The organism is Pseudomonas oryzagri, from assembly GCF_020831405.1.
Lineage (GTDB): Bacteria > Pseudomonadota > Gammaproteobacteria > Pseudomonadales > Pseudomonadaceae > Geopseudomonas > Geopseudomonas oryzagri.
Map to the genome: position 1 here is coordinate 318,500 of NZ_JAJHPU010000043.1, position 26,837 is coordinate 345,336.

Annotated in this window: 24 protein-coding genes; all 24 read left to right on the plus strand. The window is 65.9% G+C overall.

What is annotated here, in order from left to right:
- Positions 1-120: 120 nt before the first annotated feature.
- The 24 genes from rpsB to LMJ29_RS18225 all read left to right on the plus strand — a co-directional run bounded on the left by rpsB (position 121) and on the right by LMJ29_RS18225 (position 26,835).
- Positions 121-858, plus strand: coding sequence for a 30S ribosomal protein S2 (gene rpsB / locus LMJ29_RS18110; RefSeq protein ID WP_229606917.1), 738 nt, complete (start codon positions 121-123; stop codon positions 856-858).
- A gap of 127 nt (positions 859-985) precedes the next feature.
- Complete coding sequence (tsf, locus tag LMJ29_RS18115; protein ID WP_229606918.1) at positions 986-1,855, plus strand: translation elongation factor Ts; 870 nt, start codon at positions 986-988, stop codon at positions 1,853-1,855.
- Between the two features lie 209 nt (positions 1,856-2,064).
- Positions 2,065-2,799: a UMP kinase gene (gene pyrH / locus LMJ29_RS18120; protein WP_229606919.1), complete on the plus strand. Its 735-nt coding sequence runs from the start codon at positions 2,065-2,067 to the stop codon at positions 2,797-2,799.
- A gap of 2 nt (positions 2,800-2,801) precedes the next feature.
- Complete coding sequence (frr, locus tag LMJ29_RS18125) at positions 2,802-3,359, plus strand: ribosome recycling factor (RefSeq protein ID WP_229606920.1); 558 nt, start codon at positions 2,802-2,804, stop codon at positions 3,357-3,359.
- 16 nt (positions 3,360-3,375) lie between these two features.
- Positions 3,376-4,134, plus strand: a complete 759-nt coding sequence (uppS, locus tag LMJ29_RS18130) for a polyprenyl diphosphate synthase (protein WP_229606921.1) — start codon at positions 3,376-3,378, stop codon at positions 4,132-4,134.
- Positions 4,128-4,943, plus strand: coding sequence for a phosphatidate cytidylyltransferase (locus LMJ29_RS18135; RefSeq protein WP_229606922.1), 816 nt, complete (start codon positions 4,128-4,130; stop codon positions 4,941-4,943). Before uppS ends, LMJ29_RS18135 begins: the two co-directional genes overlap by 7 nt.
- Entirely contained in the window at positions 4,940-6,121 is a 1,182-nt protein-coding gene (ispC, locus tag LMJ29_RS18140; protein ID WP_229606923.1) for a 1-deoxy-D-xylulose-5-phosphate reductoisomerase, read from the plus strand. Before LMJ29_RS18135 ends, ispC begins: the two co-directional genes overlap by 4 nt.
- A gap of 16 nt (positions 6,122-6,137) precedes the next feature.
- The gene (rseP, locus tag LMJ29_RS18145; protein ID WP_229606924.1) at positions 6,138-7,490 is read left to right on the plus strand and encodes a sigma E protease regulator RseP; all 1,353 of its coding nucleotides are present in this window, start codon (positions 6,138-6,140) and stop codon (positions 7,488-7,490) included.
- Between the two features lie 76 nt (positions 7,491-7,566).
- Positions 7,567-9,912, plus strand: coding sequence for an outer membrane protein assembly factor BamA (gene bamA / locus LMJ29_RS18150; RefSeq protein ID WP_229606925.1), 2,346 nt, complete (start codon positions 7,567-7,569; stop codon positions 9,910-9,912).
- A gap of 44 nt (positions 9,913-9,956) precedes the next feature.
- Entirely contained in the window at positions 9,957-10,460 is a 504-nt protein-coding gene (locus LMJ29_RS18155; protein WP_229606926.1) for an OmpH family outer membrane protein, read from the plus strand.
- Positions 10,460-11,521: a UDP-3-O-(3-hydroxymyristoyl)glucosamine N-acyltransferase gene (gene lpxD, locus LMJ29_RS18160; RefSeq protein ID WP_229607231.1), complete on the plus strand. Its 1,062-nt coding sequence runs from the start codon at positions 10,460-10,462 to the stop codon at positions 11,519-11,521. The genes LMJ29_RS18155 and lpxD overlap by 1 nt, the downstream gene beginning before the upstream one ends.
- A gap of 45 nt (positions 11,522-11,566) precedes the next feature.
- A complete protein-coding gene (gene fabZ, locus LMJ29_RS18165) occupies positions 11,567-12,007 on the plus strand; it encodes a 3-hydroxyacyl-ACP dehydratase FabZ (protein WP_229606927.1) in 441 nt (146 codons plus the stop codon).
- Complete coding sequence (lpxA, locus tag LMJ29_RS18170) at positions 12,004-12,780, plus strand: acyl-ACP--UDP-N-acetylglucosamine O-acyltransferase (RefSeq protein ID WP_229606928.1); 777 nt, start codon at positions 12,004-12,006, stop codon at positions 12,778-12,780. Before fabZ ends, lpxA begins: the two co-directional genes overlap by 4 nt.
- 4 nt (positions 12,781-12,784) lie before the next feature.
- Positions 12,785-13,918: a lipid-A-disaccharide synthase gene (gene lpxB, locus LMJ29_RS18175; RefSeq protein WP_229606929.1), complete on the plus strand. Its 1,134-nt coding sequence runs from the start codon at positions 12,785-12,787 to the stop codon at positions 13,916-13,918.
- On the plus strand, positions 13,918-14,517 hold the full coding sequence (rnhB, locus tag LMJ29_RS18180; protein ID WP_229606930.1) for a ribonuclease HII: 600 nt from the start codon (positions 13,918-13,920) through the stop codon (positions 14,515-14,517). Before lpxB ends, rnhB begins: the two co-directional genes overlap by 1 nt.
- Positions 14,518-14,590: 73 nt before the next feature.
- Positions 14,591-18,109: a DNA polymerase III subunit alpha gene (gene dnaE / locus LMJ29_RS18185; RefSeq protein ID WP_229606931.1), complete on the plus strand. Its 3,519-nt coding sequence runs from the start codon at positions 14,591-14,593 to the stop codon at positions 18,107-18,109.
- A gap of 106 nt (positions 18,110-18,215) precedes the next feature.
- Complete coding sequence (locus LMJ29_RS18190; RefSeq protein ID WP_229606932.1) at positions 18,216-19,166, plus strand: acetyl-CoA carboxylase carboxyltransferase subunit alpha; 951 nt, start codon at positions 18,216-18,218, stop codon at positions 19,164-19,166.
- Positions 19,167-19,299: 133 nt separating this feature from the next.
- Complete coding sequence (gene tilS / locus LMJ29_RS18195) at positions 19,300-20,613, plus strand: tRNA lysidine(34) synthetase TilS (RefSeq protein WP_229606933.1); 1,314 nt, start codon at positions 19,300-19,302, stop codon at positions 20,611-20,613.
- Between the two features lie 106 nt (positions 20,614-20,719).
- Entirely contained in the window at positions 20,720-22,354 is a 1,635-nt protein-coding gene (locus LMJ29_RS18200; protein WP_229606934.1) for a CTP synthase, read from the plus strand.
- A 2-nt stretch (positions 22,355-22,356) separates the two neighbouring features.
- Positions 22,357-23,202: a 3-deoxy-8-phosphooctulonate synthase gene (gene kdsA / locus LMJ29_RS18205; protein ID WP_229606935.1), complete on the plus strand. Its 846-nt coding sequence runs from the start codon at positions 22,357-22,359 to the stop codon at positions 23,200-23,202.
- Between the two features lie 129 nt (positions 23,203-23,331).
- Positions 23,332-24,621, plus strand: coding sequence for a phosphopyruvate hydratase (eno, locus tag LMJ29_RS18210; RefSeq protein WP_229606936.1), 1,290 nt, complete (start codon positions 23,332-23,334; stop codon positions 24,619-24,621).
- 73 nt (positions 24,622-24,694) lie between these two features.
- Positions 24,695-24,973: a cell division protein FtsB gene (gene ftsB / locus LMJ29_RS18215; protein WP_229606937.1), complete on the plus strand. Its 279-nt coding sequence runs from the start codon at positions 24,695-24,697 to the stop codon at positions 24,971-24,973.
- Positions 24,970-25,674, plus strand: a complete 705-nt coding sequence (ispD, locus tag LMJ29_RS18220; protein WP_229606938.1) for a 2-C-methyl-D-erythritol 4-phosphate cytidylyltransferase — start codon at positions 24,970-24,972, stop codon at positions 25,672-25,674. Before ftsB ends, ispD begins: the two co-directional genes overlap by 4 nt.
- A gap of 300 nt (positions 25,675-25,974) precedes the next feature.
- Positions 25,975-26,835, plus strand: coding sequence for an OmpA family protein (locus tag LMJ29_RS18225; protein ID WP_229606939.1), 861 nt, complete (start codon positions 25,975-25,977; stop codon positions 26,833-26,835).
- Positions 26,836-26,837 lie beyond the last annotated feature (2 nt).

Consider the following 26,837-nt stretch of genomic DNA (forward strand, 5'->3'; position numbering starts at 1 on the left):
TCGGGGTGGTCCCGGAAAAGCATCGAAACCACACACGCACCGACACAACTATCCTGGGTGCCCGCAAGGGTTGGATATTGGGGTGCGTGGAGGCACAACCCGACTTATCGAGGAAGAGAAATGTCCCAAGTCAACATGCGCGATATGCTCAAGGCCGGCTGCCACTTCGGTCACCAGACCCGTTACTGGAACCCGAAGATGGGCAAGTACATTTTCGGCGCGCGCAACAAGATTCACATCATCAACCTGGAAAAGACCCTGCCGATGTTCAACGAGGCCCTGGCCTTCGTTGAGAAGCTGGCAGCTGGCAAGAACAAGATCCTGTTCGTCGGCACCAAGCGCTCCGCTGGCAAGATCGTTCGCGAAGAAGCGGCCCGTTGCAACATGCCGTTCGTCGATCACCGCTGGCTCGGCGGCATGCTGACCAACTACAAGACCATTCGCGCTTCCATCAAGCGTCTGCGCGATCTGGAAACCCAGGCTCAGGACGGCACCTTCGAGAAGCTGACCAAGAAAGAAGCGCTGATGCGTTCGCGCGATCTGGAAAAGCTGGAGCGCAGCCTGGGCGGTATCAAGGACATGGGCGGCCTGCCGGACGCACTGTTCGTGATCGACGTCGACCACGAGCGCATCGCCATCACCGAAGCCAACAAGCTGGGCATCCCGGTCATCGGCGTAGTCGATACCAACAGCAGCCCGGAAGGCGTGGACTACATTATCCCGGGTAACGACGACGCCATCCGCGCCGTTCAGCTGTACCTGGGCTCCATGGCCGACGCCGTGCTGAGCGGCAAGTCCAAGGCCGGCGCCGGCGACGAGTTCGTCGAAGAGGCTCCGTCCGAAGCCGCCGAAGGCTGAGCGCACGCGCGCCGTCCAGCGTTATCCGGTGCGCAAAAAGGGGGCTAGGCCCCCTTTTTGCCACTTCCGAATTGCTACCCGGCCAGCCGGGTATACAGATTTAGAGCAACTCTAGAGGATTCCCAACATGGCAGAGATCACTGCAGCCCTGGTCAAAGAACTGCGCGAGCGTACCGGCCAAGGCATGATGGAGTGCAAGAAGGCTCTGGTTGCCGCCGGTGGCGACATCGAGAAGGCCATCGACGACATGCGCGCCTCCGGTGCGATCAAGGCTGCCAAGAAGGCTGGCAACATCGCCGCCGAAGGCGCCATCGCCGTCAAGGTCGCCGCTGACAACAAGTCGGCCGTGATCATCGAAGTCAACTCGCAGACCGACTTCCTGGCTCTGCAGGACGACTTCAAGGCCTTCGTCGCCGAGAGCATCGAGCAGGCCTTCGCCGAGAAGCTGACCGACGCTGCCCCGCTGGTCGCCGCTCGCGAGTCGGCCCGCGAAGCCCTGGTGGCCAAGTGCGGCGAGAACGTCAACATCCGTCGCCTGACCCGCGTCGAGGGCGACGTGATCGGCGCCTACCTGCACGGCCACCGCATCGGTGTGCTGGTGACCCTGAGCGGCGGCAACGCCGAGCTGGCTCGCGACATCGCCATGCACGTGGCTGCCAGCAACCCGCAGTTCCTGTCCCCGGCCGAGGTTTCCGAAGAAGCCGTTGCCAAGGAAAAGGAAATCTTCCTGGCCCTGAACGCCGACAAGATCGCCGGCAAGCCGGAAAACATCGTCGAGAACATGGTCAAGGGCCGTATCGCCAAGTTCCTCGCCGAGGCCAGCCTGGTCGAGCAGCCCTTCGTCAAGGATCCGGAAGTCAAGGTCGGTGAGCTGGCCAAGAAGGCCGGTGCCGAAGTCGTTTCCTTCGTGCGCTTCGAAGTGGGCGAGGGCATCGAGAAGGCCGAAGTCGACTTCGCTGCCGAAGTTGCTGCCCAGGTCGCTGCCAGCCAGCAGTAAGATGACCTGATGCTGTTGGAGAAAAGGCTGCCCGCTTCCGCGCGCAGCCTTTTCTTTGCGGCATGGCCGGCACAGGCCTGCCGGAAGTCGAGCAAGGGACGCCGTTTTTTTGTGCCATGGGGGCACGGGTTCTTTTCGGCGCGGTCAAAGCCGCGTCGGAATGCGAAGAGCGTCGGCTTTTCGCAACATCATACTGCCAGGAGATTCGTATGGCCCAGCTGAGTGGTCGCCAAGCCCGCTACAAACGTATTCTGCTCAAGCTCAGCGGAGAGGCGCTGATGGGCAGCGAGGACTTCGGCATCGATCCCAAGGTTCTCGATCGCATGGCCCTGGAAATCGGCCAGTTGGTGGGCATCGGCGTCCAGGTCGGGTTGGTCATCGGCGGTGGCAATCTGTTCCGCGGCGCGGCGCTGAGCGCGGCGGGCATGGATCGGGTCACCGGTGACCACATGGGCATGCTGGCCACGGTGATGAACTCGCTGGCCATGCGCGATGCGCTGGAGCGTTCGAATATCCCCGCCCTGGTCATGTCTGCCATCTCCATGGTCGGCGTCACCGATCACTACGATCGACGCAAGGCCATGCGCCACCTGCAGAGCGGCGAAGTGGTGATCTTCTCCGCCGGTACCGGCAATCCGTTCTTCACTACCGATTCGGCGGCCTGCCTGCGCGGTATCGAGATCAATGCCGACCTGGTGCTCAAAGCCACCAAGGTCGATGGCGTGTACACTGCCGACCCGTTCAAGGATCCCAATGCCGAAAAGTTCGAGCGTCTCACCTATGATGAGGTGCTCGACCGCAAGCTGGGCGTGATGGACCTGACTGCCATCTGTCTGTGCCGCGATCACAAGATGCCGCTGCGGGTGTTCAACATGAACAAGCCCGGAGCCTTGCTTAACATAGTTGTCGGGGGCGCCGAAGGCACCCTGGTCGAGGAGGGTTGAGAATGATCAACGAGATCAAGAAGGACGCGCAGGAGCGCATGAAGAAGTCGCTGGAGTCGCTGGATCACGCCTTTGCCAAGATCCGCACCGGCCGTGCCCACCCGAGCATCCTGGACAGCGTCATGGTGTCCTACTACGGCGCCGACACCCCGCTGCGCCAGGTGGCCAACGTGGTTGCCGAAGATTCGCGCACCCTGGCCCTGACCGTGTTCGACAAGAGCATGATCCAGGCCGTCGAGAAGGCCATCATGACTTCCGATCTGGGGCTCAACCCGGCGACCGCCGGCACCACCATCCGTGTGCCGATGCCGGCACTGACCGAGGAAACCCGCAAGGGCTACACCAAGCAGGCCCGCGCCGAGGCGGAGAGCGCCCGCGTGGCGATTCGCAACATCCGCCGCGATGCCCTGGCCCAGCTCAAGGATCTGGTCAAGGAGAAGGAAATCAGCGAAGACGAAGAGCGTCGTGCGGCCGATGAAGTGCAGAAGCTCACCGACAAGGCTGTCGGTGACGTCGAGAAGGCCCTGGAGGCCAAGGAAGCCGATCTGATGGCCGTCTGACGGCCGGATGAGAGTCATGGACAAGACAATGCAAGTCGCCTCGGTGCCGCGGCATGTCGCCATCATCATGGATGGCAACAACCGCTGGGCGAAGAAGCGCTTCATGCCCGGCGTCGCCGGCCACAAGGCCGGCGTCGACGCGGTGCGCTCGGTGATCGAGGTATGCGCGGAGGCGGGCGTCGAGGTGCTGACCCTGTTCGCCTTCTCCAGCGAGAACTGGCAGCGCCCGGCGGACGAAGTCGGTGCGCTGATGGAGCTGTTTCTCATCGCCTTGCGCCGCGAGGTGAAGAGGCTTGCGGCCCATGGCATCCGCCTGCGCATCCTCGGCGAGCGCGCGCGCTTCCAGCCCGAGTTGCAAAAAGCGATGGCCGAGGCCGAGGCGCAGACCGCCGAAGGCGGCGGCATGTTGCTGCAGGTGGCGGCCAACTATGGCGGTCAGTGGGATATCACCCAGGCTGCGCAGCGCCTGGCGCGCGAGGTGGCGGCCGGTCACCTGCCGGTCGACGAGATCACTCCCGATTTGCTGCAGCGTTGCCTGACGACCGGCGAGCAACCGCCGGTCGATCTGTGCATTCGCACCGGCGGTGAGCAGCGCATCAGCAATTTCCTGCTCTGGCAGGTGGCCTACGCCGAACTGTACTTCTCCGAGCTGCTCTGGCCGGACTTCAAGCATGAGGCCATGCGCGCGGCGCTGGCCGATTTTTCCCGGCGTCAGCGCCGCTTTGGCAAGACCAGTGAGCAGGTTGCCGCGGAACAACGGAAGCCCACATGCTGAAACAGCGCATCATCACCGCCCTGTGGCTGCTGCCGCTCGCCCTGGGTGGCTTCTTTTTGCTGCACGGTGGCTGGTTTGCCCTGTTCATCGGTCTCATCGTCTGTGCCGGGGGCTGGGAGTGGGCGCGTCTCGCCGGCCTTGAGGCGCAACCGCTGCGCCTGGGCTATGCCGGGGCGGTGGCGGTGCTGTTGCTGGTGCTCTATCAGCTGCCGCAGCTGGCCGGGCTGGTGCTGACGCTGGCGGTGCTCTGGTGGCTGGCCGCCATCGGTCTGGTGCTCGGCTATCCGGCCAGCAGTCGGTTCTGGCAGGCGCTACCGGTGCGCCTGGCGATTGGTCTGCTGATCCTGCTGCCGGCCTGGCAGGGCCTGCTGCTGCTCAAAGAGTGGCCGCAGGGCAACAGCCTGATCCTCGCGGTGATGCTGCTGGTGTGGACGGCGGATATCGGCGCCTACTTCAGTGGTCGGCGTTTCGGCCGGCGCAAGCTGGCGCTGCAGGTCAGTCCGGGCAAGAGCTGGGAGGGGCTGTATGGCGGCCTGGCCGGCAGTCTGGCGCTGACCCTGCTGGTCGGGCTGTACCGCGACTGGACGGCGCGCGATCTGCTGATGGCGCTGCTCGGCGCGGCACTGGTGGTGTTGATTTCGGTGGTCGGCGATCTGACCGAGAGCATGTTCAAGCGTCAGTCCGGCATCAAAGACAGCAGCAACCTGCTGCCCGGGCACGGCGGCGTGCTGGATCGTATCGACAGCCTGACGGCGGCGGTGCCGATGTTCGCCGTGCTGCTCTGGCTGCATGGCTGGGGTAGCCTGTGAAACAGATAACCGTCCTCGGCGCGACCGGGTCCATCGGTCTTTCCACCCTTGACGTCATCGCCCGTCACCCGCACGACTACCGTGCGTTCGCCCTGACCGGCTTCAGCCGGCTGGCCGAGCTGGAACGCTTGTGCCTGCTGCACCGGCCGCGCTATGCGGTGGTGCCGACGGTCGAGGCGGCCGCTGCCCTGCAGGGTAGCTTGCGCGCCGCCGCGGTCGATACCGAGGTGCTGGTCGGCGAGGCCGGCTTGTGCGAAGTGGCCGCCCATCCCGAGGTGGACGCGGTGATGGCGGCCATCGTCGGTGCGGCCGGCCTCCAGCCGACCCTGGCGGCGGTACAGGCCGGCAAGCGCGTGCTGCTCGCCAACAAGGAGGCGCTGGTGATGTCCGGCGCGCTGTTCATGCAGGCGGTGCAGGCGCACGGCGCCGAGCTGCTGCCGATCGACAGCGAGCACAATGCCATCTTCCAGTGCATGCCCGGCGACTATGCGCGTGGCCTCGGCAAGGTCGGCGTGCGCCGCATCCTGCTCACCGCCTCCGGCGGCCCGTTCCGCAGCTGGCCGCTGGAGCGCATCGGCGAAGCGACGCCCCAGCAGGCCTGCGCCCATCCCAACTGGGCGATGGGCCGCAAGATCTCGGTCGATTCGGCGAGCATGATGAACAAGGGGCTGGAGCTGATCGAGGCCTGCTGGCTGTTCGATGCCTCTCCGGCCCAGGTCGAGGTGGTGATCCACCCGCAGAGCGTGATCCATTCGCTGGTCGACTACGTCGACGGCTCGGTGCTGGCGCAGCTCGGCAATCCGGACATGCGCACGCCCATCGCCCATGCCCTGGCCTGGCCGCGGCGCATCGACTCCGGGGTGGCGCCGCTGGATCTGTTCGCCATCGCTCGTCTCGACTTCGAGGCGCCGGACGAGCGGCGTTTCCCCTGCCTGAAGCTGGCGCGCCAGGCCGCCGAGGCGGGCGGCACGGTGCCGGCGCTGCTCAATGCCGCCAACGAAGTGGCGGTGGCGGCATTCCTTGACGAGCGCATCCGCTTCGATGACATTGCCCGAATGATCGAGGCGGTGTTGAACCGCATTCCCGGTGTCGCCGTCCAGGAACTGGGCGCGGTGCTGCAGGCCGATGCCGACGCGCGCACCGTCGCGCAGGACTGGCTGGGCCGCTACGGACGCTGAGTCCGGAGGTATCCTGATGAGCGCGCTGTATATGATCGTCGGCACCCTGGTCGCCCTGGGCGTGCTGGTCACTTTCCACGAATTCGGCCACTTCTGGGTGGCGCGGCGCTGCGGAGTGAAGGTGCTGCGCTTCTCGGTAGGCTTCGGCATGCCCCTGCTGCGCTGGCATGACCGTCACGGCACCGAGTTCGTCGTCGCCGCGGTGCCGCTGGGCGGCTACGTCAAGATGCTCGACGAGCGCGAGGGCGAGGTTCCGCCGGCGCTCCTTGAGCACGCCTTCAACCGCAAGAGCGTCGGCCAGCGCTTCGCCATCGTGGCGGCGGGGCCGGTGGCCAACTTCCTGCTCGCCCTGCTGTTCTTCTGGGTTCTCGCCATGCTCGGCGGGCAACAGGTGCGCCCGGTGGTCGGGAGCGTCGCGGCCGGCAGCCTGGCCGCGCAGGCCGGAGTGCAGCCGGGAGCCGAGGTGCTGGCGGTGGACGGCGAGCCGGCCCGCGGCTGGAACGAGGTCAACCTGCAGCTGATCCGCCGCCTCGGCGAAAGCGGCAGCCTGCGCCTGCGCCTGCTCGAACCGGGTTCGACCATGGAGAGCGAGCGCAGCCTCCAGCTGGACGCCTGGCTGCGTGGCGTCGAGGAGCCCGATCCGCTGGAAGCGCTCGGCATTCGCCCGTGGCGGCCGCAGATCGCTCCCGTGCTGGCCCAGCTGGATCCGGAAGGGCCGGCGCAGGCTGGCGGCCTGCAGCTTGGCGACCGACTGCTGAGCATCGATGGGGCGGCTCTGGATGACTGGCAGCAGGTGATCGACGCCGTGCGCGCGCAGCCCGGGCAGCGGGTGAGCTTCATGGTCGAGCGCGACGGCAAGACCTTCGAACTTGCCCTGACCCTGGCGGCGCGGGGCGAGGGTGAGGCGCGCAGCGGCTATCTCGGTGCCGGGGTGAGCGGCGGCGAATGGCCGGCGGAGATGCTCCGCGAGGCGCGCTACGGGCCGCTGGAAGCCGTGGCCGAGAGCCTCCGGCGCACCTGGTCGATGAGCCTGATGACCCTTGATTCGATTGGCAAGATGTTGTTCGGCGAGCTCTCGGTAAAAAACTTGAGTGGCCCGATAACGATTGCTAAAGTGGCGGGCGCTTCGGCCCAGTCCGGGGTGGGGGATTTCCTGAACTTCCTTGCCTATCTGAGTATCAGCCTCGGCGTGCTCAACCTGTTGCCGATCCCCGTTCTCGATGGCGGGCACCTGCTCTTCTATCTGGTCGAGTGGGCCCGCGGCCGGCCGCTGTCGGAGCGAGTGCAGGCGCTCGGTGTGCAGATTGGCATCAGTCTGGTCATCGGTCTGATGCTGCTCGCGCTGTTTAATGACATCAGCCGGCTGTAACTTGCCATGCATTGCGGAGCTGCCGCCTGTGGCGGCAGTTCCTTTTTAGTCAGTCTGAAAAGATAGAAAGGACTTCATGAAACGCTTGTTGCTACCGGCGGTTATTGCCGCGCTGATGACCGCCGAGGTTCACGCCGAGTCCTTCACCATCTCCGATATCCGCGTCAACGGCCTGCAACGGGTCTCCGCCGGCAGCGTGTTTGGCGCCCTGCCGCTCAATGTAGGCGATGCGGTCGACGACAATCGCCTGGTGGACGCCACCCGCTCCCTGTTCAAGACCGGTTTCTTCCAGGATATCCGCCTGGGTCGCGAGGGCAACGTACTGGTGGTCGACGTGGTCGAGCGCCCGTCCATCTCGGCGATCGAGATCGAGGGTAACAAGGCCATCTCCACCGAGGATCTGCTCAAGGGGCTCAAGCAGTCGGGCCTGGCCGAAGGCGAGATCTTCCAGCAGGCGACCCTCGAAGGCGTGCGCAACGAGCTGCAGCGCCAGTACGTGGCCCAGGGCCGCTACTCGGCCACCATCGAGACCAAGGTGGAGTCCCAGCCGCGCAACCGGGTGGCGCTGAAGATCGAGATCAACGAGGGTTCGGTCGCCGCCATTCAGCACATCAACGTCGTCGGCAACAAGGTGTTCTCCACCGAGGAACTGACCGGCCTGTTCGAGCTGCGCACCACCAACTGGCTGTCGTTCATCCGCAACGACGACAAGTATTCCCGCGAGAAATTGTCCGGCGACCTCGAGCGCCTGCGCTCCTACTACCTGGATCGCGGCTACATCAACATGGACATCACCTCGACCCAGGTGTCCATCACGCCGGACAAGAAGCACGTCTACGTCACCGTCAACATCGACGAGGGCGAGAAGTACACGATCCGCGACGTCAAGCTGGCCGGCGACCTGCGCGTGCCGGAAGAGGAAGTGCGCAAGCTGCTGCTGGTCAAGGAAGGCCAGGTGTTCTCGCGCAAGGTGATGACCAGCACCTCCGAGCTGATCACCCGCCGCCTCGGCAACGAGGGCTATACCTTCGCCAACGTCAACGGTATTCCCGAACCGCACGACGACGACCATACCGTGTCGGTGACCTTCGCCGTCGATCCGGGCAAGCGCGCCTACGTCAACCGCATCAACTTCCGCGGCAACACCAAGACCGAGGACGAGGTGCTGCGCCGCGAGATGCGCCAGATGGAAGGCGGCTGGGCTTCCACCTACCTGATCGACCAGTCCAAGACCCGCCTCGAGCGCCTGGGCTACTTCAAGGAAGTCAACGTCGAGACTCCGGCGGTACCGGGAGCCGACGACCAGATCGACGTCAACTACAGCGTCGAGGAGCAGCCGTCCGGCTCGATCACCGCCAGCGTCGGTTTCGCCCAGAGCGCCGGCCTGATCCTCGGTGGCTCGATCAGCCAGAACAACTTCCTGGGAACCGGCAACAAGGTCAACATCGGCCTCAACCGCAGCGAATACCAGACCCGCTACAACTTCGGCTTCACCGACCCCTACTGGACCGAAGACGGCGTCAGCCTCGGCTACAACATGTTCTACCGCACCACCGACTACGACGACTACGACGTCGACGTGTCGACCTACTCGGTGGACAGCCTCGGCGCCGGCGTCAACCTCGGCTATCCGATCAGTGAAACCTCGCGTCTGACCTATGGCCTGTCGGCGCAGCAGGACGACATCAGCCCCGGCGACTACACCGTCCAGGAAATTTTCGACTTCATCGAGCAGGAAGGCGACAGCTACACCAACTTCAAGGGCTCGATCGGCTGGTCGGAGTCGACCTTGAACCGCGGCGTGTTCGCCAACCGTGGTCATTCGCAGAGCCTGCAGGGCGAAATCACCCTGCCGGGCAGCGACTTGTCGTTCTATCGCATCGACTACAGCGGTCAGATCTTCGCGCCGCTGTGGAAGAAGGACTATGCGCTGCGCTTCCATACCCGTCTGGGCTACGCCGACAGCTATGGTTCCACCAGCGAACTGCCGTTCTACGAGCACTATTACGCCGGCGGCTTCAACTCGGTGCGCGGCTTCGAGGACAGCAGCCTCGGCCCGCGCAGTACCCCGAACGCGGCCGACCCGGACCAGGATCCGCAAGCCTTCGGCGGCAACGTGCTGGTGCAGGGCGGCGCGGAGTTCCTGTTCCCGATGCCCTTCGTCAAGGACCAGCGTTCCCTGCGTACCGTACTGTTCTGGGACGTTGGCAACGTATTCGACACCAACTGCAGCAGCGCCCAGGAAGCGCGCGGCGAGGTCGGCTGCGACCTCGGCCTCAGCGACATGGCCAGTTCGGTGGGTGTCGGCCTGACCTGGTTGACCGCCCTCGGTCCGCTAAGCTTCAGTCTCGGCATGCCGGTCAAGGAACCGGAGAACTCCGATACCCAGGTATTCCAGTTCTCTCTGGGACAGACTTTCTAAGCCCGCGGGCTCATTATCCAAGCGATTCGTTGCAGGAGTTCATTGTGCGCAAGTTGACTCAAGTTGTACTGATGGCCGCCGCTCTGCTGAGCATGCCTGCCTTCGCCGAGATGAAGGTGGCGGTCCTCAACTATCAAATGGCCCTGCTCGAATCGGATGCGGCGAAGAAATACGCCGTCGACGCCGAGAAGAAGTTCGGTCCCCAGCTTGACCGTCTGAAGACCCTGGAGAGCGACGCCAAGCGCATCCAGGACCGCCTGATGAAGGAAGGCGAGAAGCTGCAGACCAGCGAGCGCGAGCGCCTCGAGCTCGAGTTCAAGCAGAAGGCTCGTGACTTCCAGTTCCAGTCCAAGGAACTCAACGAGGCCAAGGCCATCGCCGACCGCGACATGCTCAAGCAGCTCAAGCCGAAGCTGGACCAGGCGGTCGAAGAAGTGATCAAGCAGGGCAACTATGACCTGGTGCTGGAACGTGGGGCAGTGGTGGAGGTCAAGCCGCAGTTCGACATCACCAAGCAGGTGATCGAGCGCATGAACAAGCTGCGCTAATCATGAGTGCTCCTGTCTATACCCTGGGCGAGCTGGCCCAGCGCGTCGGCGCCGAGCTGCGCGGGCCGGCCGAGCGGCAGATCAGCGGTCTGGCCGCTCTGCAGGAAGCTGGCCCGCAGCAGCTGACCTTCCTGGCCAATGCGCAGTACCGCAAGCACCTTGCCACTTCCGAGGCCGGTGCCGTGTTGCTGACGCCGGCCGATGCCGAAGGTTTCGCCGGCGCCGCCCTGGTGCTGGCCAACCCCTACCTGGCGTTCGCCCAGCTGTCGCACCTGTTCGACCGCAAACCGATCGCGGCTCCCGGCATTCATCCGAGCGCCTGGGTGGCGGAGGATGCCGTGGTCGACCCGACCGCCGCAATCGGTCCGGGCGTGGTCGTCGAGTCCGGGGCGGTGATCGGGGCGCGGGTGAGCCTCGGTGCCCACTGCGTGATCGGTGCGCGCAGCGTGATCGGCGAGGATGGCTGGCTGGCCCCGCGGGTGACTCTTTACCACGACGTGCACATCGGCAAGCGGGTGGTCATCCAGTCCGGCGCGGTGCTCGGCGGCGAGGGCTTCGGCTTCGCCAACGACAAGGGCGTATGGACGAAGATCGCGCAGATCGGTGGCGTCACCATCGGCGACGACGTCGAGATCGGTGCCAACACCACCATCGACCGCGGCGCTCTGGCGGATACCGTGATCGGCAACGGCGTCAAGCTCGACAACCAGATCATGATCGCCCACAACGTACAGGTCGGCGACCATACCGCCATGGCCGGCTGCTGCGGCATTTCCGGCAGCACCAAGATCGGCAAGCACTGCATGATCGCCGGTGGCGTCGGCATGGTCGGCCATATCGAGGTGTGCGACCACGTGTTCGTCACCGGCATGACCATGGTCACCCGCTCGATCACCGAGCCGGGTGCCTATTCCTCGGGTACCGCCATGCAACCCGCTGGCGAATGGAAGAAGAGCGCTGCCCGTCTGCGCCATCTGGACGATATGGCCAAGCGCCTGCAGCAGCTGGAAAAGCAGTTCGCTGCCGTGACCCGAAGCGGGGATGACTCATCAGATTCGTAAGACACGCATCCCCGTGTTCCCTTTTTTGACCAAGGCTCCCACACCATGATGGATATCAACGAGATTCGCGAATTCCTGCCGCACCGCTACCCGTTCCTGCTGGTAGACCGGGTGTCCGAGCTGGATCTCGAGGAGAAGCGAATCCGCGCCTACAAGAACGTCACCATCAACGAACCGTTCTTCAATGGCCATTTCCCGGGACATCCGATCATGCCGGGCGTGCTGATCATCGAGGCCATGGCTCAGGCTGCGGGCCTGCTCGGCTTCAGCATGATGGGCGCCAAGGCTGCCGCCGACACCCTCTACTATTTCGTCGGCTCCGACAATCTGCGCTTCCGTACCCCGGTGACCCCTGGCGACCAACTGGTTCTCGAGGCCAAGTTCCTCAGCGCCAAGCGCGGCATCTGGAAATTCGAGTGCCAGGCCAGCGTCGACGGCAAGGCCGCCTGCTCGGGTGAGATCATCTGCGCGGAAACCAAGAAATGAGTTTGATCGACCCGCGCGCCATCATCGATCCGAGTGCCAGGCTGGCCGACTCCGTCGAGGTTGGCCCCTGGTCGATCATCGGGCCGAACGTGGAAATCGGCGAAGGTACCGTGATCGGCCCGCACGTGATCGTGAAGGGGCCGACGGTGATCGGTCGGCACAATCGCATCTACCAGTTTTCCACGGTCGGTGAGGACACCCCGGACCTCAAGTACAAGGGCGAGCCCACGCGCCTGGTGATCGGCGACCACAACGTGATCCGCGAGGGGGTTACCATCCATCGGGGCACCGTGCAGGATCGCTTCGAAACCACCATCGGCAGTCACAACCTGTTGATGGCCTACGTGCATATCGGCCACGACAGCGTGATCGGCGATCATTGCATCCTGGTCAACAACACCGCGCTGGCCGGCCACGTGCATGTGAACGACTGGGCGATTCTTTCCGGCTTCACCCTGGTCCACCAGTTCTGCCACATCGGCGCGCACAGCTTCTCCGGCATGGGCACCGCGATCGGCAAGGACGTACCGGCCTTCGTCACCGTGTTCGGCAGTCCGGCCGAGGCGCGCAGCATGAACTTCGAGGGCATGCGGCGGCGCGGTTTCAGCGAAGAGGTGATGCAGAGCCTGCGGCGTGCCTACAAGGTCGTCTACCGCAAGGGCCTGACGGTCGAGGAGGCGCTGGCCGAGCTGGCCGCCGACGCCGCGCAGCATCCGGAAGTGGCGCTGTTCTGCGATTCGGTGCGCAACTCCACGCGCGGCATCACCCGCTGACGACATGGCTCGTCCGCTGACCATCGCCCTCGTCGCTGGCGAGGCGTCCGGCGACATCCTCGGCGCCGGCTTGATGCAGGCCCTCAAGGCCCGCCATCCCGATGCGCGCTTCATCGGCGTCGGCGGGCCGCGCATGCAGGCCGAGGGCCTGGACTCCTGCTTCCCGATGGAGCGCCTGGCGGTGATGGGGCTGGTCGAGGTGCTGGGTCGGCTGCCCGAGCTGCTCAAGCGGCGCCGCCGCCTGATCCAGACCCTGATCGCCGAGCGCCCCGACGTGTTCGTCGGCATCGACGCCCCGGACTTCAATCTCGGTGTCGAGCTCGAGCTGCGCCAGGCCGGCATCCGTACCGTGCATTACGTCAGTCCGTCGGTGTGGGCCTGGCGGCAGAAGCGCGTGCTGAAGATCCGCCGTGCCTGCGACCTGATGCTCACCCTGTTTCCCTTCGAGGCGCAGTTCTACGAGGCGCAGCAGGTGCCGGTGTGCTTCGTCGGTCACCCGCTGGCTGACGCCATTCCCCTCGAGGCCGACCGGCTGGCGGCGCGCACTGCGCTCGGCCTGGCCGAGCGCGACGCAGTGGTAGCCCTGTTGCCGGGCAGTCGCGGCGGTGAAGTGGCGCGTCTCGGCGGACTGTTCCTCGACGCCGCCGAGCGCCTGTGTGCCCTGCGTCCGGGGCTGCGCTTCGTGCTGCCTTGCGCCAACGCCGAGCGCCGCGCCCAGCTCGAGGCGCTGTTCGGCGACCGCGAGCTGCCGATCGAGCTGCTCGACGGCCGCTCCCACGAGGCGCTGGCTGCCTGCGATGCGGTGCTGATCGCTTCGGGAACGGCCACCCTGGAGGCCATGCTGTTCAAGCGACCGATGGTGGTCGCCTACCGGGTCGCGCCGCTGACCTACCGGATCCTCAAGCGTCTGGTGAAAAGTCCGTACGTATCGCTGCCCAACCTGCTCGCCGGGAGGCTGCTGGTGCCCGAGCTGATCCAGGACGCCGCCACCCCGGAGGCTCTGGCTGCGACCCTGCTGCCACTGCTCGATGAGGGCGCGGCACAGACCGAAAGCTTCGATACCATCCATCGGGCGCTGCGTCGCGGCGCGTCCGACCGTGCCGCCGAGGCGGTATTGCAACTGCTGGAGCGCGCCTGATGCAGCTGGGTCTGGATTTCACGCTGGTCGAGGAGCTGGTCGCCGGGGTCGACGAAGTCGGCCGCGGGCCGCTGTGCGGTCCGGTGGTCACCGCGGCGGTGATCCTCGATCCACTGCGGCCGATCGAGGGGCTCAACGATTCGAAGAAGCTCAGCGAGGCTCGCCGCGAGCGGCTGTTCGACGAGATTCGCGACAAGGCGCTGGCCTGGTGCATCGGTCGCGCCGAGGTCGAGGAGATCGATCGCCTCAATATCCTGCAGGCCACCTTCCTGGCCATGCAGCGTGCCGTCGAGGGACTGCAGGTTCAGCCGCGCCTGGCGTTGATCGATGGCAATCGCTGCCCCAAGCTCCAGGTGCCCAGCGCGCCGGTGGTCGGCGGCGACGCGAAGGTTCCGGCCATCGCCGCCGCCTCGATCCTCGCCAAGGTCAGTCGCGATCGCGAGATGGCCGAGCTGGACATCCTCTTCCCGGGCTACGGCATCGCCGGCCACAAGGGTTATCCGACCCCGGTGCATCTCGAGGCGCTCAAGCGCCTCGGGCCGACATCCATTCATCGTCGCTCCTTCGCGCCGGTGCGCGCCCTGCTGGAAGACGGTTGACCTTCCCCATGCAGTGTCTGCCTAGGCCCGGTACAATTCCGGGCCTTGTCGTTTCTGTCTCCATGGAATTGTCATGACCGCCTCCTTCGTCCACCTGCGCGTGCACACCGAATACTCCCTGGTCGACGGCCTGGTACGCGTCAAGCCATTGATCAAGGCGGTGGCCGGGGCGGGCATGCCGGCGGTGGCGGTCACCGACATGAGCAACATGTGCTCGCTGGTCAAGTTCTACAAGACCGCGATGGGCGGCGGCATCAAGCCGATCTGCGGCGCCGACCTGTGGCTCTCCGGTCGTGACGAGGACGCGCCGTTGTCGCGGCTGACCCTGCTGGCGATGGACGGGCAGGGCTACCGCAACCTCACCGAGCTGATCTCGCGCGGCTGGACCGAGGGCCAGCAGAACGGCCTGGTGGTGATCCAGCGCGACTGGGTCAAGTCGGCCGCCGAGGGGCTGATCGCGCTGTCCGGCGCCAAGGAAGGGGAGATCGGCCTGGCCCTGCTCAACGGCAATCCCGCGGAGGCCGAGGCCTTGCTGGGCGAGTGGCAGGCGGTGTTTCCCGAGCGCTTCTATCTCGAGGTGCAGCGCACCAGCCGGGTCAACGACGAGGAGTACCTGCATGCCGCCGTTGCGCTGGCCGGCCGCTGCGATGCGCCGCTGGTGGCCACCAACGACGTGCGTTTCCTCAAGCCCGGCGACTTCGAGGCCCACGAGACCCGCGTGTGCATCGGCGAGGGGCGCACCCTCGACGATCCGCGCCGGCCGCGCAATTATTCCGATCAGCAGTACCTGAAGAGTCCGGCGGAGATGGCCGAACTGTTCAGCGACCTGCCCGAGGCGCTGGAGAACAGCGTCGAGATCGCCCGGCGCTGCAATATCGATGTGCGTCTGGGCAAGCACTTCCTGCCCGACTTCCCGACGCCCAACGGCATGGGCATCGACGACTACCTGCGCCACGCCTCCTACGAGGGGCTCGAGGAGCGCCTCCAGGTGCTGCTGCCGCCGGACACCCCGGACTACGAGGTCAAGCGCCAGGTCTACATCGACCGTCTGGAGTTCGAGCTGGGCACCATCATCCAGATGGGCTTCCCCGGCTACTTCCTGATCGTGGCGGACTTCATCCAGTGGGCGAAGAACAACGGCGTGCCGGTGGGACCGGGGCGTGGTTCGGGTGCCGGCAGTCTGGTCGCCTACGTGCTGAAGATCACCGACCTGGACCCGTTGGCCTACGACCTGCTGTTCGAACGCTTCCTCAACCCCGAGCGGGTCTCCATGCCCGACTTCGACGTCGACTTCTGCATGGACGGCCGCGACCGGGTGATCGACTACGTGGCTGACAAGTACGGCCGCAACGCGGTGAGCCAGATCATCACCTTCGGCTCCATGGCGGCCAAGGCGGTGGTGCGCGACGTGGCGCGCGTGCAGGGCAAGTCCTACGGCCTGGCCGACCGGCTGTCGAAGATGATCCCCTTCGAGGTCGGCATGACCCTCGAGAAGGCCTACGAGATGGAGGAGCCGCTGCGCGACTTCCTCGCCGTCGACGAGGACGCCAAGGAAATCTGGGACATGGCCCTCAAGCTCGAGGGCATCACCCGCGGTACCGGCAAGCACGCCGGCGGCGTGGTGATCGCGCCGACCAAGCTCACCGACTTCTCGCCGATCGCCTGCGACGAGGAGGGTGGCGGCCTGGTCACCCAGTTCGACAAGGACGACGTCGAGGCCGCGGGCCTGGTGAAGTTCGACTTCCTCGGCCTGCGCACCCTGACCATCATCAAGTGGGCACTGGAGACCATCAACCGCGAACAGGCGAAGAAGGGCCTGGATCCGCTGAACATCGACTTCATCCCGCTGGACGACAAGCCGACCTACCAGCTGCTGCAGCGCGCCGAGACCACCGCGGTGTTCCAGCTCGAATCGCGCGGCATGAAGGAGCTGATCAAGAAGCTCAAGCCGGACTGCTTGGAAGACCTCATCGCCCTGGTGGCGCTGTTCCGCCCGGGGCCGCTGCAGTCGGGCATGGTGGACGACTTCATCAACCGCAAGCACGGCCGCGCCGAACTCTCCTATCCACACCCCGACTACCAGTACGCGGGCCTCGAGCCGGTCCTGAAACCCACCTACGGCATCATCCTCTACCAGGAGCAGGTGATGCAGATCGCCCAGGTGATGGCCGGTTACACCCTGGGTGGCGCCGACATGCTGCGCCGCGCCATGGGCAAGAAGAAGCCCGAGGAGATGGCCAAGCAGCGCGGCGGCTTCATCGAGGGCTGCGCCAACAACGGCATCGATGGCGACCTGGCGGGCAACATCTTCGACCTGGTGGAGAAATTCGCCGGTTACGGCTTCAACAAGTCGCACTCGGCCGCTTACGGCCTGGTTTCCTACCAGACCGCCTGGCTGAAGACCCACTTCCCGTCGCCGTTCATGGCCGCGGTGATGTCGGCGGACATGCACAACACCGACAAGGTGGTGATCCTCATCGAGGAATGCCGCAGCATGAAGCTGCGCATCGACGCCCCCGATGTCAACGTTTCCGAGTTCAAGTTCACCGTCAACGAGGACGGTCGCATCGTCTACGGCCTGGGCGCGGTCAAGGGCGTCGGCGAGGGGCCGGTGGAGGCCATCGTCGAGGCGCGTGCCGCGGGGCCGTTCAAGGACCTGTTCGACTTCTGCGCGCGGGTCGATCTCAAGCGCATCAACAAGCGCACCCTGGAGGCGTTGATTCGCAGCGGCGCGCTGGATCGCCTCGGCCCGCACTACCACGACGAGCCCAAGGCCTACCAGGCGAGCCTCGATCTCAACCGCGCCGTGCTGCTGGCGGCCATGGAAGAGGCGGTGCAGGCCGCCGAGCAGAGCGCGCGCAGCGCCGACAGCGGGCACATGGACCTGTTCGGCGGCCTGTTCGCCGAAGCCGAGGCGGACGTCTACGCCAACTACCGCAAGGAGCGCGAGCTGACCCTCAAGGAGCGCCTGCGCGGCGAGAAGGAAACTCTCGGCCTGTACCTCACCGGCCATCCGATCGACGAATACGAGGGCGAGGTGCGCCGCTTCGCCCGCCAGCGCATCGTCGACCTGCGCCCGGCGCGCGATACCCAGACGGTGGCCGGGCTGATCGTCAACCTGCGGGTGATGAAGAACAAGCGTGGCGACAAGATGGGCTTTGTCACCCTCGACGACCGTTCCGGGCGCATCGAGGCCTCGCTGTTCGCCGAGGCCTTCGCCGCCGCGCAGTCGCTGCTGCAGACCGACGCGCTGGTGGTGATCGAGGGCGAGGTGAGCATGGACGACTTCTCCGGCGGCCTGCGCCTGCGCGCCAAGCGGGTGATGAGCCTCGAGGAGGCGCGCACCGGCCTGGCGGAAAGCCTGCGCATGCGGGTCGACGGCGGGCAGTTGGCGGGCGAGCGCCTGCGCTGGCTGGCCGAGCTGTGCGGTCAGCATCGCGGCGCCTGTCCGCTCACCCTCGACTACAGCGGCAAGGACGCGCGCGCCCTGCTGCAGTTCGGCGACCAATGGCGAATCGACCCGACCGACACCCTTATTCAGACTTTGCGTGACCAGTTCGGACGCGACAACGTCTTCCTGCAATACCGTTAAGGCGGGGCTAGCCTCCCGCCTGGCTCGACCCGCGTCGCCCGATCCCGTAAAGTCTGGCGTTTGTTTACCCGAGCCGTACCGTAACCCGCTCACCACGGATGCCTGCATGAACCCGAATTATCTGGATTTCGAACAGCCGATCGCCGACCTGCAAGCCAAGATCGAAGGCCTGCGCATGGTGGGCAACGACAACGAACTGAACATCAGCGACGAAATTGCCCGTCTGCAGGACAAGACCCAGACGCTGACCCAGAGCATCTTCAGCAATCTGACCAGCTGGCAGATCGCCCGTCTGGCCCGTCATCCGCGCCGTCCGTACACCCTGGACTACATCCAGCACATCTTCACCGAGTTCGACGAGCTGCATGGCGACCGTCACTTCGCCGACGACGCCGCCATCGTCGGCGGTGTCGCGCGTATCGACGACAAGCCGGTGATGGTCATCGGTCACCAGAAGGGTCGCGAGGTGCGCGAGAAGGTGCGCCGCAACTTCGGCATGCCGCGTCCGGAAGGCTACCGCAAGGCGTGCCGTCTGATGGAGATGGCCGAGCGCTTCCAGCTGCCGATCCTGACCTTCATCGACACCCCCGGCGCCTATCCGGGCATCGATGCCGAGGAGCGTGGGCAGAGCGAGGCCATCGCCTGGAATCTGCGCGTGATGGCGCGTCTGAAGACCCCGATCATCGCCACCGTGATCGGCGAAGGCGGCTCGGGCGGTGCGCTGGCCATCGGCGTGTGCGACCAACTGAACATGCTGCAATACTCCACCTACGCGGTGATCTCGCCGGAAGGTTGCGCCTCGATCCTCTGGCGTACCGCCGAGAAGGCGCCGGAGGCCGCCGAGGCCATGGGCATCACCGCCGAGCGCCTGAAGGATATCGGTATCGTCGACACCGTGATCGCCGAGCCGCTGGGTGGCGCCCACAGCGATCACGCCGCCATGGCGGCGAGCCTGCGCCAGGTGCTGGTCAAGCAGCTCGACGAGCTCGGCAAGCACGACACCAAGGCCCTGCTGGCGCGTCGCTACGAGCGCCTGATGAGCTACGGCGCGGTCTGATCCGCCGCGCTTGGTTCGCTGGTTTCCGCGCGCCGCGTGGGAGCCGGCGGCCGGGGCGCTGCGCGTCCCAGGCGGTGCGTCCGGTTCGAATGCCGGACGCGACCTGTCGGCCCTTTTCCTGGAGCCCGCCGCCATGTCCCTGGAATCCCGTCTTCTGCAAGCCCTCGAGCCCTGGCGTCAGGCGCCGGCCTGGTGGGTCGCCTTCTCCGGCGGGCTGGATTCCGCCGTCCTGCTCCATCTGCTTGCCCGCCTGCGCGACGCCCACGCGCTGCCGCCGATCGCCGCCATCCATATCCATCATGGCCTGCAGGCGGTCGCCGACAGCTGGGTCGGCTTGTGCCGCGCCCAGTGCGAGGGGCTGGGCATTGCCCTGGCGATCCGCCATGTCCGGGTGGACGAGGGCGCCAGTCTCGAGCGTGCCGCGCGCGAGGCTCGCTATCAGGCCTTCGCCGGGCTGCTCGGCGAAGGTGAAGTGCTGCTCACCGCCCAGCACCAGGACGACCAGGCCGAGACGCTGCTGCTGCGCCTGCTGCGCGGCGCCGGCGTGCGCGGCCTGGCGGCCATGCCGACGAGCCGGCCGCTGGGGGGCGGGCAACTGGTGCGCCCCTTGCTCGGCGTGGCGCGCGCCGAGCTGGAGACCTGGGCGTGCCGCGAGCAGCTGGCGTGGATCGAAGATCCGAGCAATCTGGATATCCGTCTGTCGCGCAACTTCCTGCGTCACGAGATCCTGCCGCGTCTGACCCAGCACTGGCCGGCGGCCGGTGCCGTACTGGCGCGCGACGCCGAGCAGCTGGCCGAAGCCGACCGCCTGCTCGGCGAGCTGGCCGAACTCGACCTGGCGACGGCGCGCACGCCGGCGGAGCCCGCCTGGCTGGCGCTGCCTTCGCTGGAGCTGGCGCCGCTGCGAGCGCTGCCCTCGGCACGCCAGCGCAATGCGCTGCGGCATTGGTTGCGCGGCCTGACGCTGCCGCCCGAGCGCGAGCACTGGGTGGGCTGGGACAATCTGCGCGATGCGGCCGAGGACGCGGCGCCGGTCTGGCGGCTGGCCGGTGGCGAGCTGCGGCGTGCCGGCGGGCGCCTGTGGTGGCTGAGCGGCGACTGGTTGCAGCTGCCGGTCGCCGCATGCGACTGGGCGGATCCGCGCCAGGCGCTGGTGTTACCCGGCAACGGCCGGGTCTGGCTGGAGGGCGAGGCGGGCGCCGGACGGCTGCAGATCCGCTATCGGCGTGGCGGCGAGGTGCTCGAGCTGGCCGGGCGCGGCCATCGCGACCTCAAGCGTCTGCTGCAGGAAAGCGGCGTGCCGGCCTTCGTGCGCGGCCGTCTACCGCTGCTGTATGCCGACGAGCGTCTGCTCGCCGTGGCCAACCTGCCGCGCCTGCAGGCGCCCGCTGCCGGGGCGCTGCGCCTGTGCTGGACAGGGCCGACGGGCGGTGCGGGTTTGAGCTGAAGGGGCCTTTCGCGTAAACTATGCTCCCGTCTTCAAGAGGCTTTCTGCCTCCCTTCGCATTCTCCGGCGGTGCCGACCGCCTCAACGCAGACTTCTAGGGTTATTCATGACGCGCTACATCTTCGTCACGGGTGGTGTTGTTTCTTCTTTGGGGAAAGGCATCGCCTCGGCTTCCTTGGCGGCAATCCTGGAGGCGCGGGGACTGAAGGTCACCATGCTCAAGCTCGACCCCTACATCAACGTCGATCCGGGCACCATGAGCCCGTTCCAGCATGGTGAAGTGTTCGTGACCCACGACGGCGCGGAAACCGACCTCGATCTGGGCCACTACGAGCGGTTCATCCGCACCACCATGACCCAGAACAACAACTTCACCACCGGTCGCGTCTACATGGACGTGCTGCGCAAGGAGCGCCGCGGCGACTACCTGGGCGCCACCGTGCAGGTGATTCCGCACATCACCGACGAGATCAAGCGTCGCATCATCAAGGGCGCCGGCGATGCCGACGTGGCCCTGGTGGAGATCGGCGGCACCGTCGGCGACATCGAATCGCAGCCGTTCCTCGAGGCCATTCGCCAGCTGCGCGTCGAAGTCGGCGCCAAGCGCGCCATGCTGATGCACCTGACCCTGGTGCCGTACATCGCCACCGCCGGCGAGACCAAGACCAAGCCGACCCAACATTCGGTGAAGGAGCTGCGCTCCATCGGCCTGCAGCCGGACGTGCTGGTCTGCCGCTCCGACCACCCGGTCGACCTGTCTTCGCGGCGCAAGATCGCCCTGTTCACCAACGTCGAAGAGCGCGCGGTGATCAGCCTGGAAGACGTCGACACCATCTACAAGATCCCCGCGGTGCTGCACGCCCAGGGTCTCGACGACATCGTCGTCGAGCGCTTCGGCCTTGACTGCGGCCCGGCCGACCTGTCCGAGTGGGACCGCGTGGTCGATGCCAAGCTCAATCCCGAGCACGAAGTCACTATCGCCATGGTCGGCAAGTACATGGAACTGCTGGACGCCTACAAGTCGCTGATCGAGGCGATGGGCCACGCCGGCATCCAGAGCCGCACCAAGGTCAACCTGCGCTACATCGATTCCGAGGACATCGAGAACCAGGGCACCGGCCTGCTGGAGGGCGTCGACGCCATCCTGGTCCCGGGCGGCTTCGGCCTGCGCGGCGTGGAAGGCAAGATCACCGCCGTGCGCTACGCCCGCGAGAACAAGATTCCCTACCTCGGCATCTGCCTCGGCATGCAGGTGGCGGTGATCGAGTACGCCCGCAACGTGCTGGGCTGGAAGGACGCCAACTCCACCGAGTTCGACCATGCCAGCAGTCATCCGGTGGTCGGCCTGATCACCGAATGGCAGGACGCGACCGGTGCCGTCGAGCAGCGCAGTGAAGGCTCCGATCTGGGCGGCACCATGCGTCTGGGTGGCCAGGAGTGCCAGCTCGAGCGTGATTCGCAGGTGCACGCCTGCTACGGCAAGGACGTGATCGTCGAGCGCCATCGCCACCGCTACGAGGTCAACAACAACCTGCTGCCGCAGCTGCAGGAAGCCGGCCTGCGCGTCAGCGGCCGTTCCGGCGACGGTGCGCTGGTGGAAGTGGTCGAGGCTCCGGAGCATCCGTGGTTCGTCGCTTGCCAGTTCCACCCGGAGTTCACCTCCACCCCGCGCGACGGCCACCCGCTGTTCAGCGGCTTCGTCAACGCCGCCCTCAAGCAGCATCAAGCGAAGAAGGCCTGACCATGGCGCAGAAGATCATCCGCGTCGGCGACCTCCAGATCGGCAACGAGCTGCCGTTCGTGCTGTTCGGCGGCATGAACGTGCTGGAGTCGCGCGACCTGGCGCTGAAGGTATGCGAGGAATACGTGCGGGTCACCGACAAGCTCGGCATCCCCTACGTGTTCAAGGCCAGCTTCGACAAGGCCAACCGCTCCTCGATCACCTCGTTCCGCGGCCCCGGCCTGGAAGAGGGCATGAAGATCTTCGAGGAAGTGAAGAAGACCTTCGGCGTGCCGGTGATCACCGATGTTCACGAGCCGCACCAGGCGGCGCCGGTGGCGGAGGTCTGCGACATCATCCAGCTGCCGGCCTTCCTGTCGCGGCAGACCGACCTGGTGGTGGCCATGGCCAAGACCGGCGCGGTGATCAACATCAAGAAGGCCCAGTTCCTCGCTCCGCAGGAAATGAAGCACATCCTCAGGAAGTGCGAGGAAGCGGGCAACGACCAGTTGATCCTCTGCGAGCGCGGCTCCTCGTTCGGCTACAACAACCTGGTCGTCGACATGCTCGGCTTCGGCATCATGAAGCAGTTCGAATACCCGGTGTTCTTCGACGTGACCCACGCCCTGCAGATGCCGGGCGGACGCGCCGATTCGGCCGGCGGCCGCCGCGCCCAGGTCACCGACCTGGCCAAGGCCGGCATGAGCCAGGGCCTGGCCGGCCTGTTCCTCGAGGCCCATCCGGATCCCGACCAGGCCAAGTGCGACGGTCCCTGCGCGCTGCGTCTGGATAAGCTGGAGCCGTTCCTCGCCCAGCTCAAGGCGCTGGACGACCTGGTCAAGAGTTTCCCGCCGATCGCGACTGCCTGAGGCAGCACCGTTCCGGTAAAGTAGCGGCGCCCCGAGCGGGCGCCCGTTCCGTTTCTCCCAGTGGCGGCGGCCGAGGTGCAAGCCTCTCCGCGGTCACCTGTACGTCAACCCTCTGGAGTGCTACCAGCAATGGCAAAAATCGTCGACATCAAAGGCCGTGAGGTCCTGGATTCCCGCGGTAATCCGACCGTTGAAGCCGATGTGATCCTTGATAACGGCATCATCGGGAGCGCCTGCGCGCCGTCCGGTGCCTCCACCGGTTCGCGCGAAGCGCTGGAACTGCGTGATGGCGACAAGAGCCGTTACCTGGGCAAGGGCGTACTGAAGGCGGTGGCCAACGTCAACGGCCCGATCCGCGACCTGCTGCTGGGCAAGGACCCGGCCGACCAGAAGGCGCTGGACCAGGCGATGATCGAGCTGGACGGTACCGAGAACAAGGCCACCCTGGGCGCCAACGCCATCCTCGCCGTGTCCCTGGCCGCCGCCAAGGCCGCTGCCCAGGCCAAGGGCGTGCCGCTGTACGCGCACATCGCCGACCTGAACGGCACTCCGGGCGTCTACTCCATGCCGGTGCCGATGATGAACATCATCAACGGCGGCGAACATGCCGACAACAACGTCGACATCCAGGAGTTCATGGTCCAGCCGGTCGGCGCCAAGACCTTCGCCGACGCCCTGCGCATGGGTGCCGAGATCTTCCATCACCTGAAAGCCGTGCTGAAGTCCCGTGGCCTGAACACCGCCGTCGGTGACGAGGGTGGCTTCGCCCCCAACCTGGCCTCCAACGAGGACGCCCTGGCCGCCATCGCCGAAGCCGTGGCCAATGCCGGCTACAAGCTGGGCGAGGACGTCACCCTGGCCTTGGACTGCGCCTCCTCCGAGTTCTTCAAGAACGGTCAGTACGACCTGGAAGGCGAGGGCAAGGTGTTCAGCGCCGAAGGCTTCGCCGACTACCTGGCCGGCCTGACCCAGCGCTACCCGATCATCTCCATCGAAGATGGCATGGACGAATCCGACTGGGCCGGCTGGAAGGTGCTGACCGACAAGATCGGCGCCAAGGTGCAACTGGTCGGCGACGACCTGTTCGTCACCAACACCAAGATCCTCAAGCGCGGTATCGAGGAGTCGATTGGCAACTCGATCCTGATCAAGTTCAACCAGATCGGCTCGCTGACCGAGACCCTGGAAGCCATCCAGATGGCCAAGGCCGCCGGTTTCACCGCGGTGATCTCGCACCGCTCCGGCGAGACCGAGGACAGCACCATCGCCGATCTGGCCGTGGGCACCGCCGCCGGCCAGATCAAGACCGGCTCGCTGTGCCGCTCCGACCGCGTTTCCAAGTACAACCAGCTGCTGCGCATCGAGGAGCAACTGGGTGCCAAGGCCCCCTACAAGGGTCGCGCCGAGTTCCGCGGCTAAGCTGTAGTTACCGGCCGGGTCGCCTGCGGGCGCCCGGCCGGCGACGCCACTCGGACTTGGAGGGCTGACCGGGATGCAAAAGGCCCACTGGCTGTTCGTTGTTCTCCTGTTGCTCCTCGGGGGGCTGCAGTATCGCCTGTGGTACGGCGACGGCAGCATCACCCAGAACCGCCAGCTGCTGGCGCAGATTGCCGAGCAGAAGAGCGAGAACGAACAACTGCAGGAGCGCAACCGCATTCTCGAAGCCGAGGTGGCCGAGCTCAAGCGCGGGATGGAAACCGTCGAGGAGCGTGCCCGTCATGAGCTGGGCATGGTCAAGGAAGGCGAAACCCTGTATCAGCTGAGCCAATGAGCCTGACCCCGCTGCCCGAATTCTGGGCCGTCGTGCCGGCGGCCGGAGTGGGCGCGCGCATGCGCGCCGACCGTCCCAAGCAGTACCTGCGCCTCGGCGAGCGCACGGTGCTCGAGCATACGCTCGACTGTTTCCTCGACCATCCGACCCTCAGGGGGCTGGTGGTGTGCCTGGCCGAGGACGATCCCTACTGGCCAGCCCTGGCCTGTGCCGGCGACCCGCGCATCGCCCGTGCCGCCGGTGGCTGCGAGCGCGCCGACTCGGTACTCAATGGCCTGCTGCACCTGCGCACTCTGGGCGCCGCCGACGATGACTGGGTGCTGGTCCACGATGCCGCTCGTCCCAACCTGAACCGTTCCGATCTCAACCTGCTGCTGGGGGAGCTGGCCGAGGATCCGGTCGGCGGCCTGCTCGCCGTACCGGCGCGCGATACCCTCAAGCGCGCCGACAAGGCGGGCCGCGTGTGCGAAACCATCGATCGCAGCGTGATCTGGCAGGCCTATACGCCACAGATGTTCCGCCTCGGCCAGCTGCACCGCAGCCTGGCCGACGCCCTGGTCTCGTGCGCCAATATTACCGATGAAGCATCCGCCCTCGAATGGGCTGGCCTTGCGCCGCGTCTGGTGGAGGGGCGAGCCGACAACCTGAAGATCACCCGCCCGGAGGATCTCGAATGGTTACGGCAACGCTGGAATTGTTAGGCGCCGCTGGCCCAGCCGGCCCGGCAACCGTTGGTCGGGGACAATCGCCGATTTTTTCGCGCGCCATTCCCGCGGCGCCGACCGCACGTCTGCGATGCGACCCGCAGCGCTTCGCCGCGCTGGCGACGCCCGGCCTATTGCGTCACCATCATTGTGAATGCCCGACCCGGTCTACGCTTGTGTCGGTACAGAGGATTCTGGGGCGCGGTGCCTGGGGCTGAACCAGGCACAGGCCGTTTCCATTGCGGCAGCCGGTCGACGACCGCTGCAGGTTTTTGTTCTGTTCAACTGGAATTGATCATGTCACTCATCAAACCCGCTGCTCTGTTCGTTTGTGTCGCCCTGGCCGGTTGTGCCGGGAAGTGGGGGCTGGCCGATCCGGCCAAGGATGTAGCGGCCACCAAGGAAAAGCCGCTGGTCCAGGCACAGAAATCTGAATCCAGGCCGGCGGCGGAGCCGCAGGGCAAGAAGGCGAGCGGTCCGGACGCTGCGCAGAGCGCCAGGAAGGATGAGAGCAGCGCCGCCGCGAAAAAGGACCTCAAGCCCAGCGCGCCGGCCGCCAAGGCGGAAGAAAAGGTGGCCGCTGAGCCGGCGGTCAAGGAAGTTGAAAGCTCCTGGTGGTCGTTTGGCAGCAAGAAGAAGCCGGCTGCCGGAGAGGTCGCTGCGAAGAAGGTCGAAGTGATCAAGGTCACTCCGGCCTGGCTGGACGACAACGAGAAGCGCCTCAAGGAAGCCGTGGCCGGCAGCAAGTTCCAGGTCGAGCGTCGGGGCGACGTGCTGGTGGTGGTGGCTCCGGTCGACGCCTCGTTCAACCCGGATCGCCCGAGCATGCTGCTGCCGATTACCCTCGGCCCGCTGAGCCGGATCGCCAAGCTGGTAGCCAGCGATCCGCAGAATGCCGTGCTGATCCTCGGTCATGGCGACGGTAGCGGCAAGGCCGAGGACGGTCGCAAGCTCAGTCTGGAGCGCGCCCAGTCGGTGGCCTCGATCTTCCGCATGAGCGGTCTGAAGAGTGATCGCCTGATGCTGCGCGGCCTCGGCGCCGACAAGCCGCTGGTGAGCAACGACAATGCCAAGGGGCGCGCTCAGAATCGTCGCGTCGAGGTCATGCTGACCATGCGCCATACCCTTTCCGGGCTGGTGGCGCAGAACAGCCGCTGACC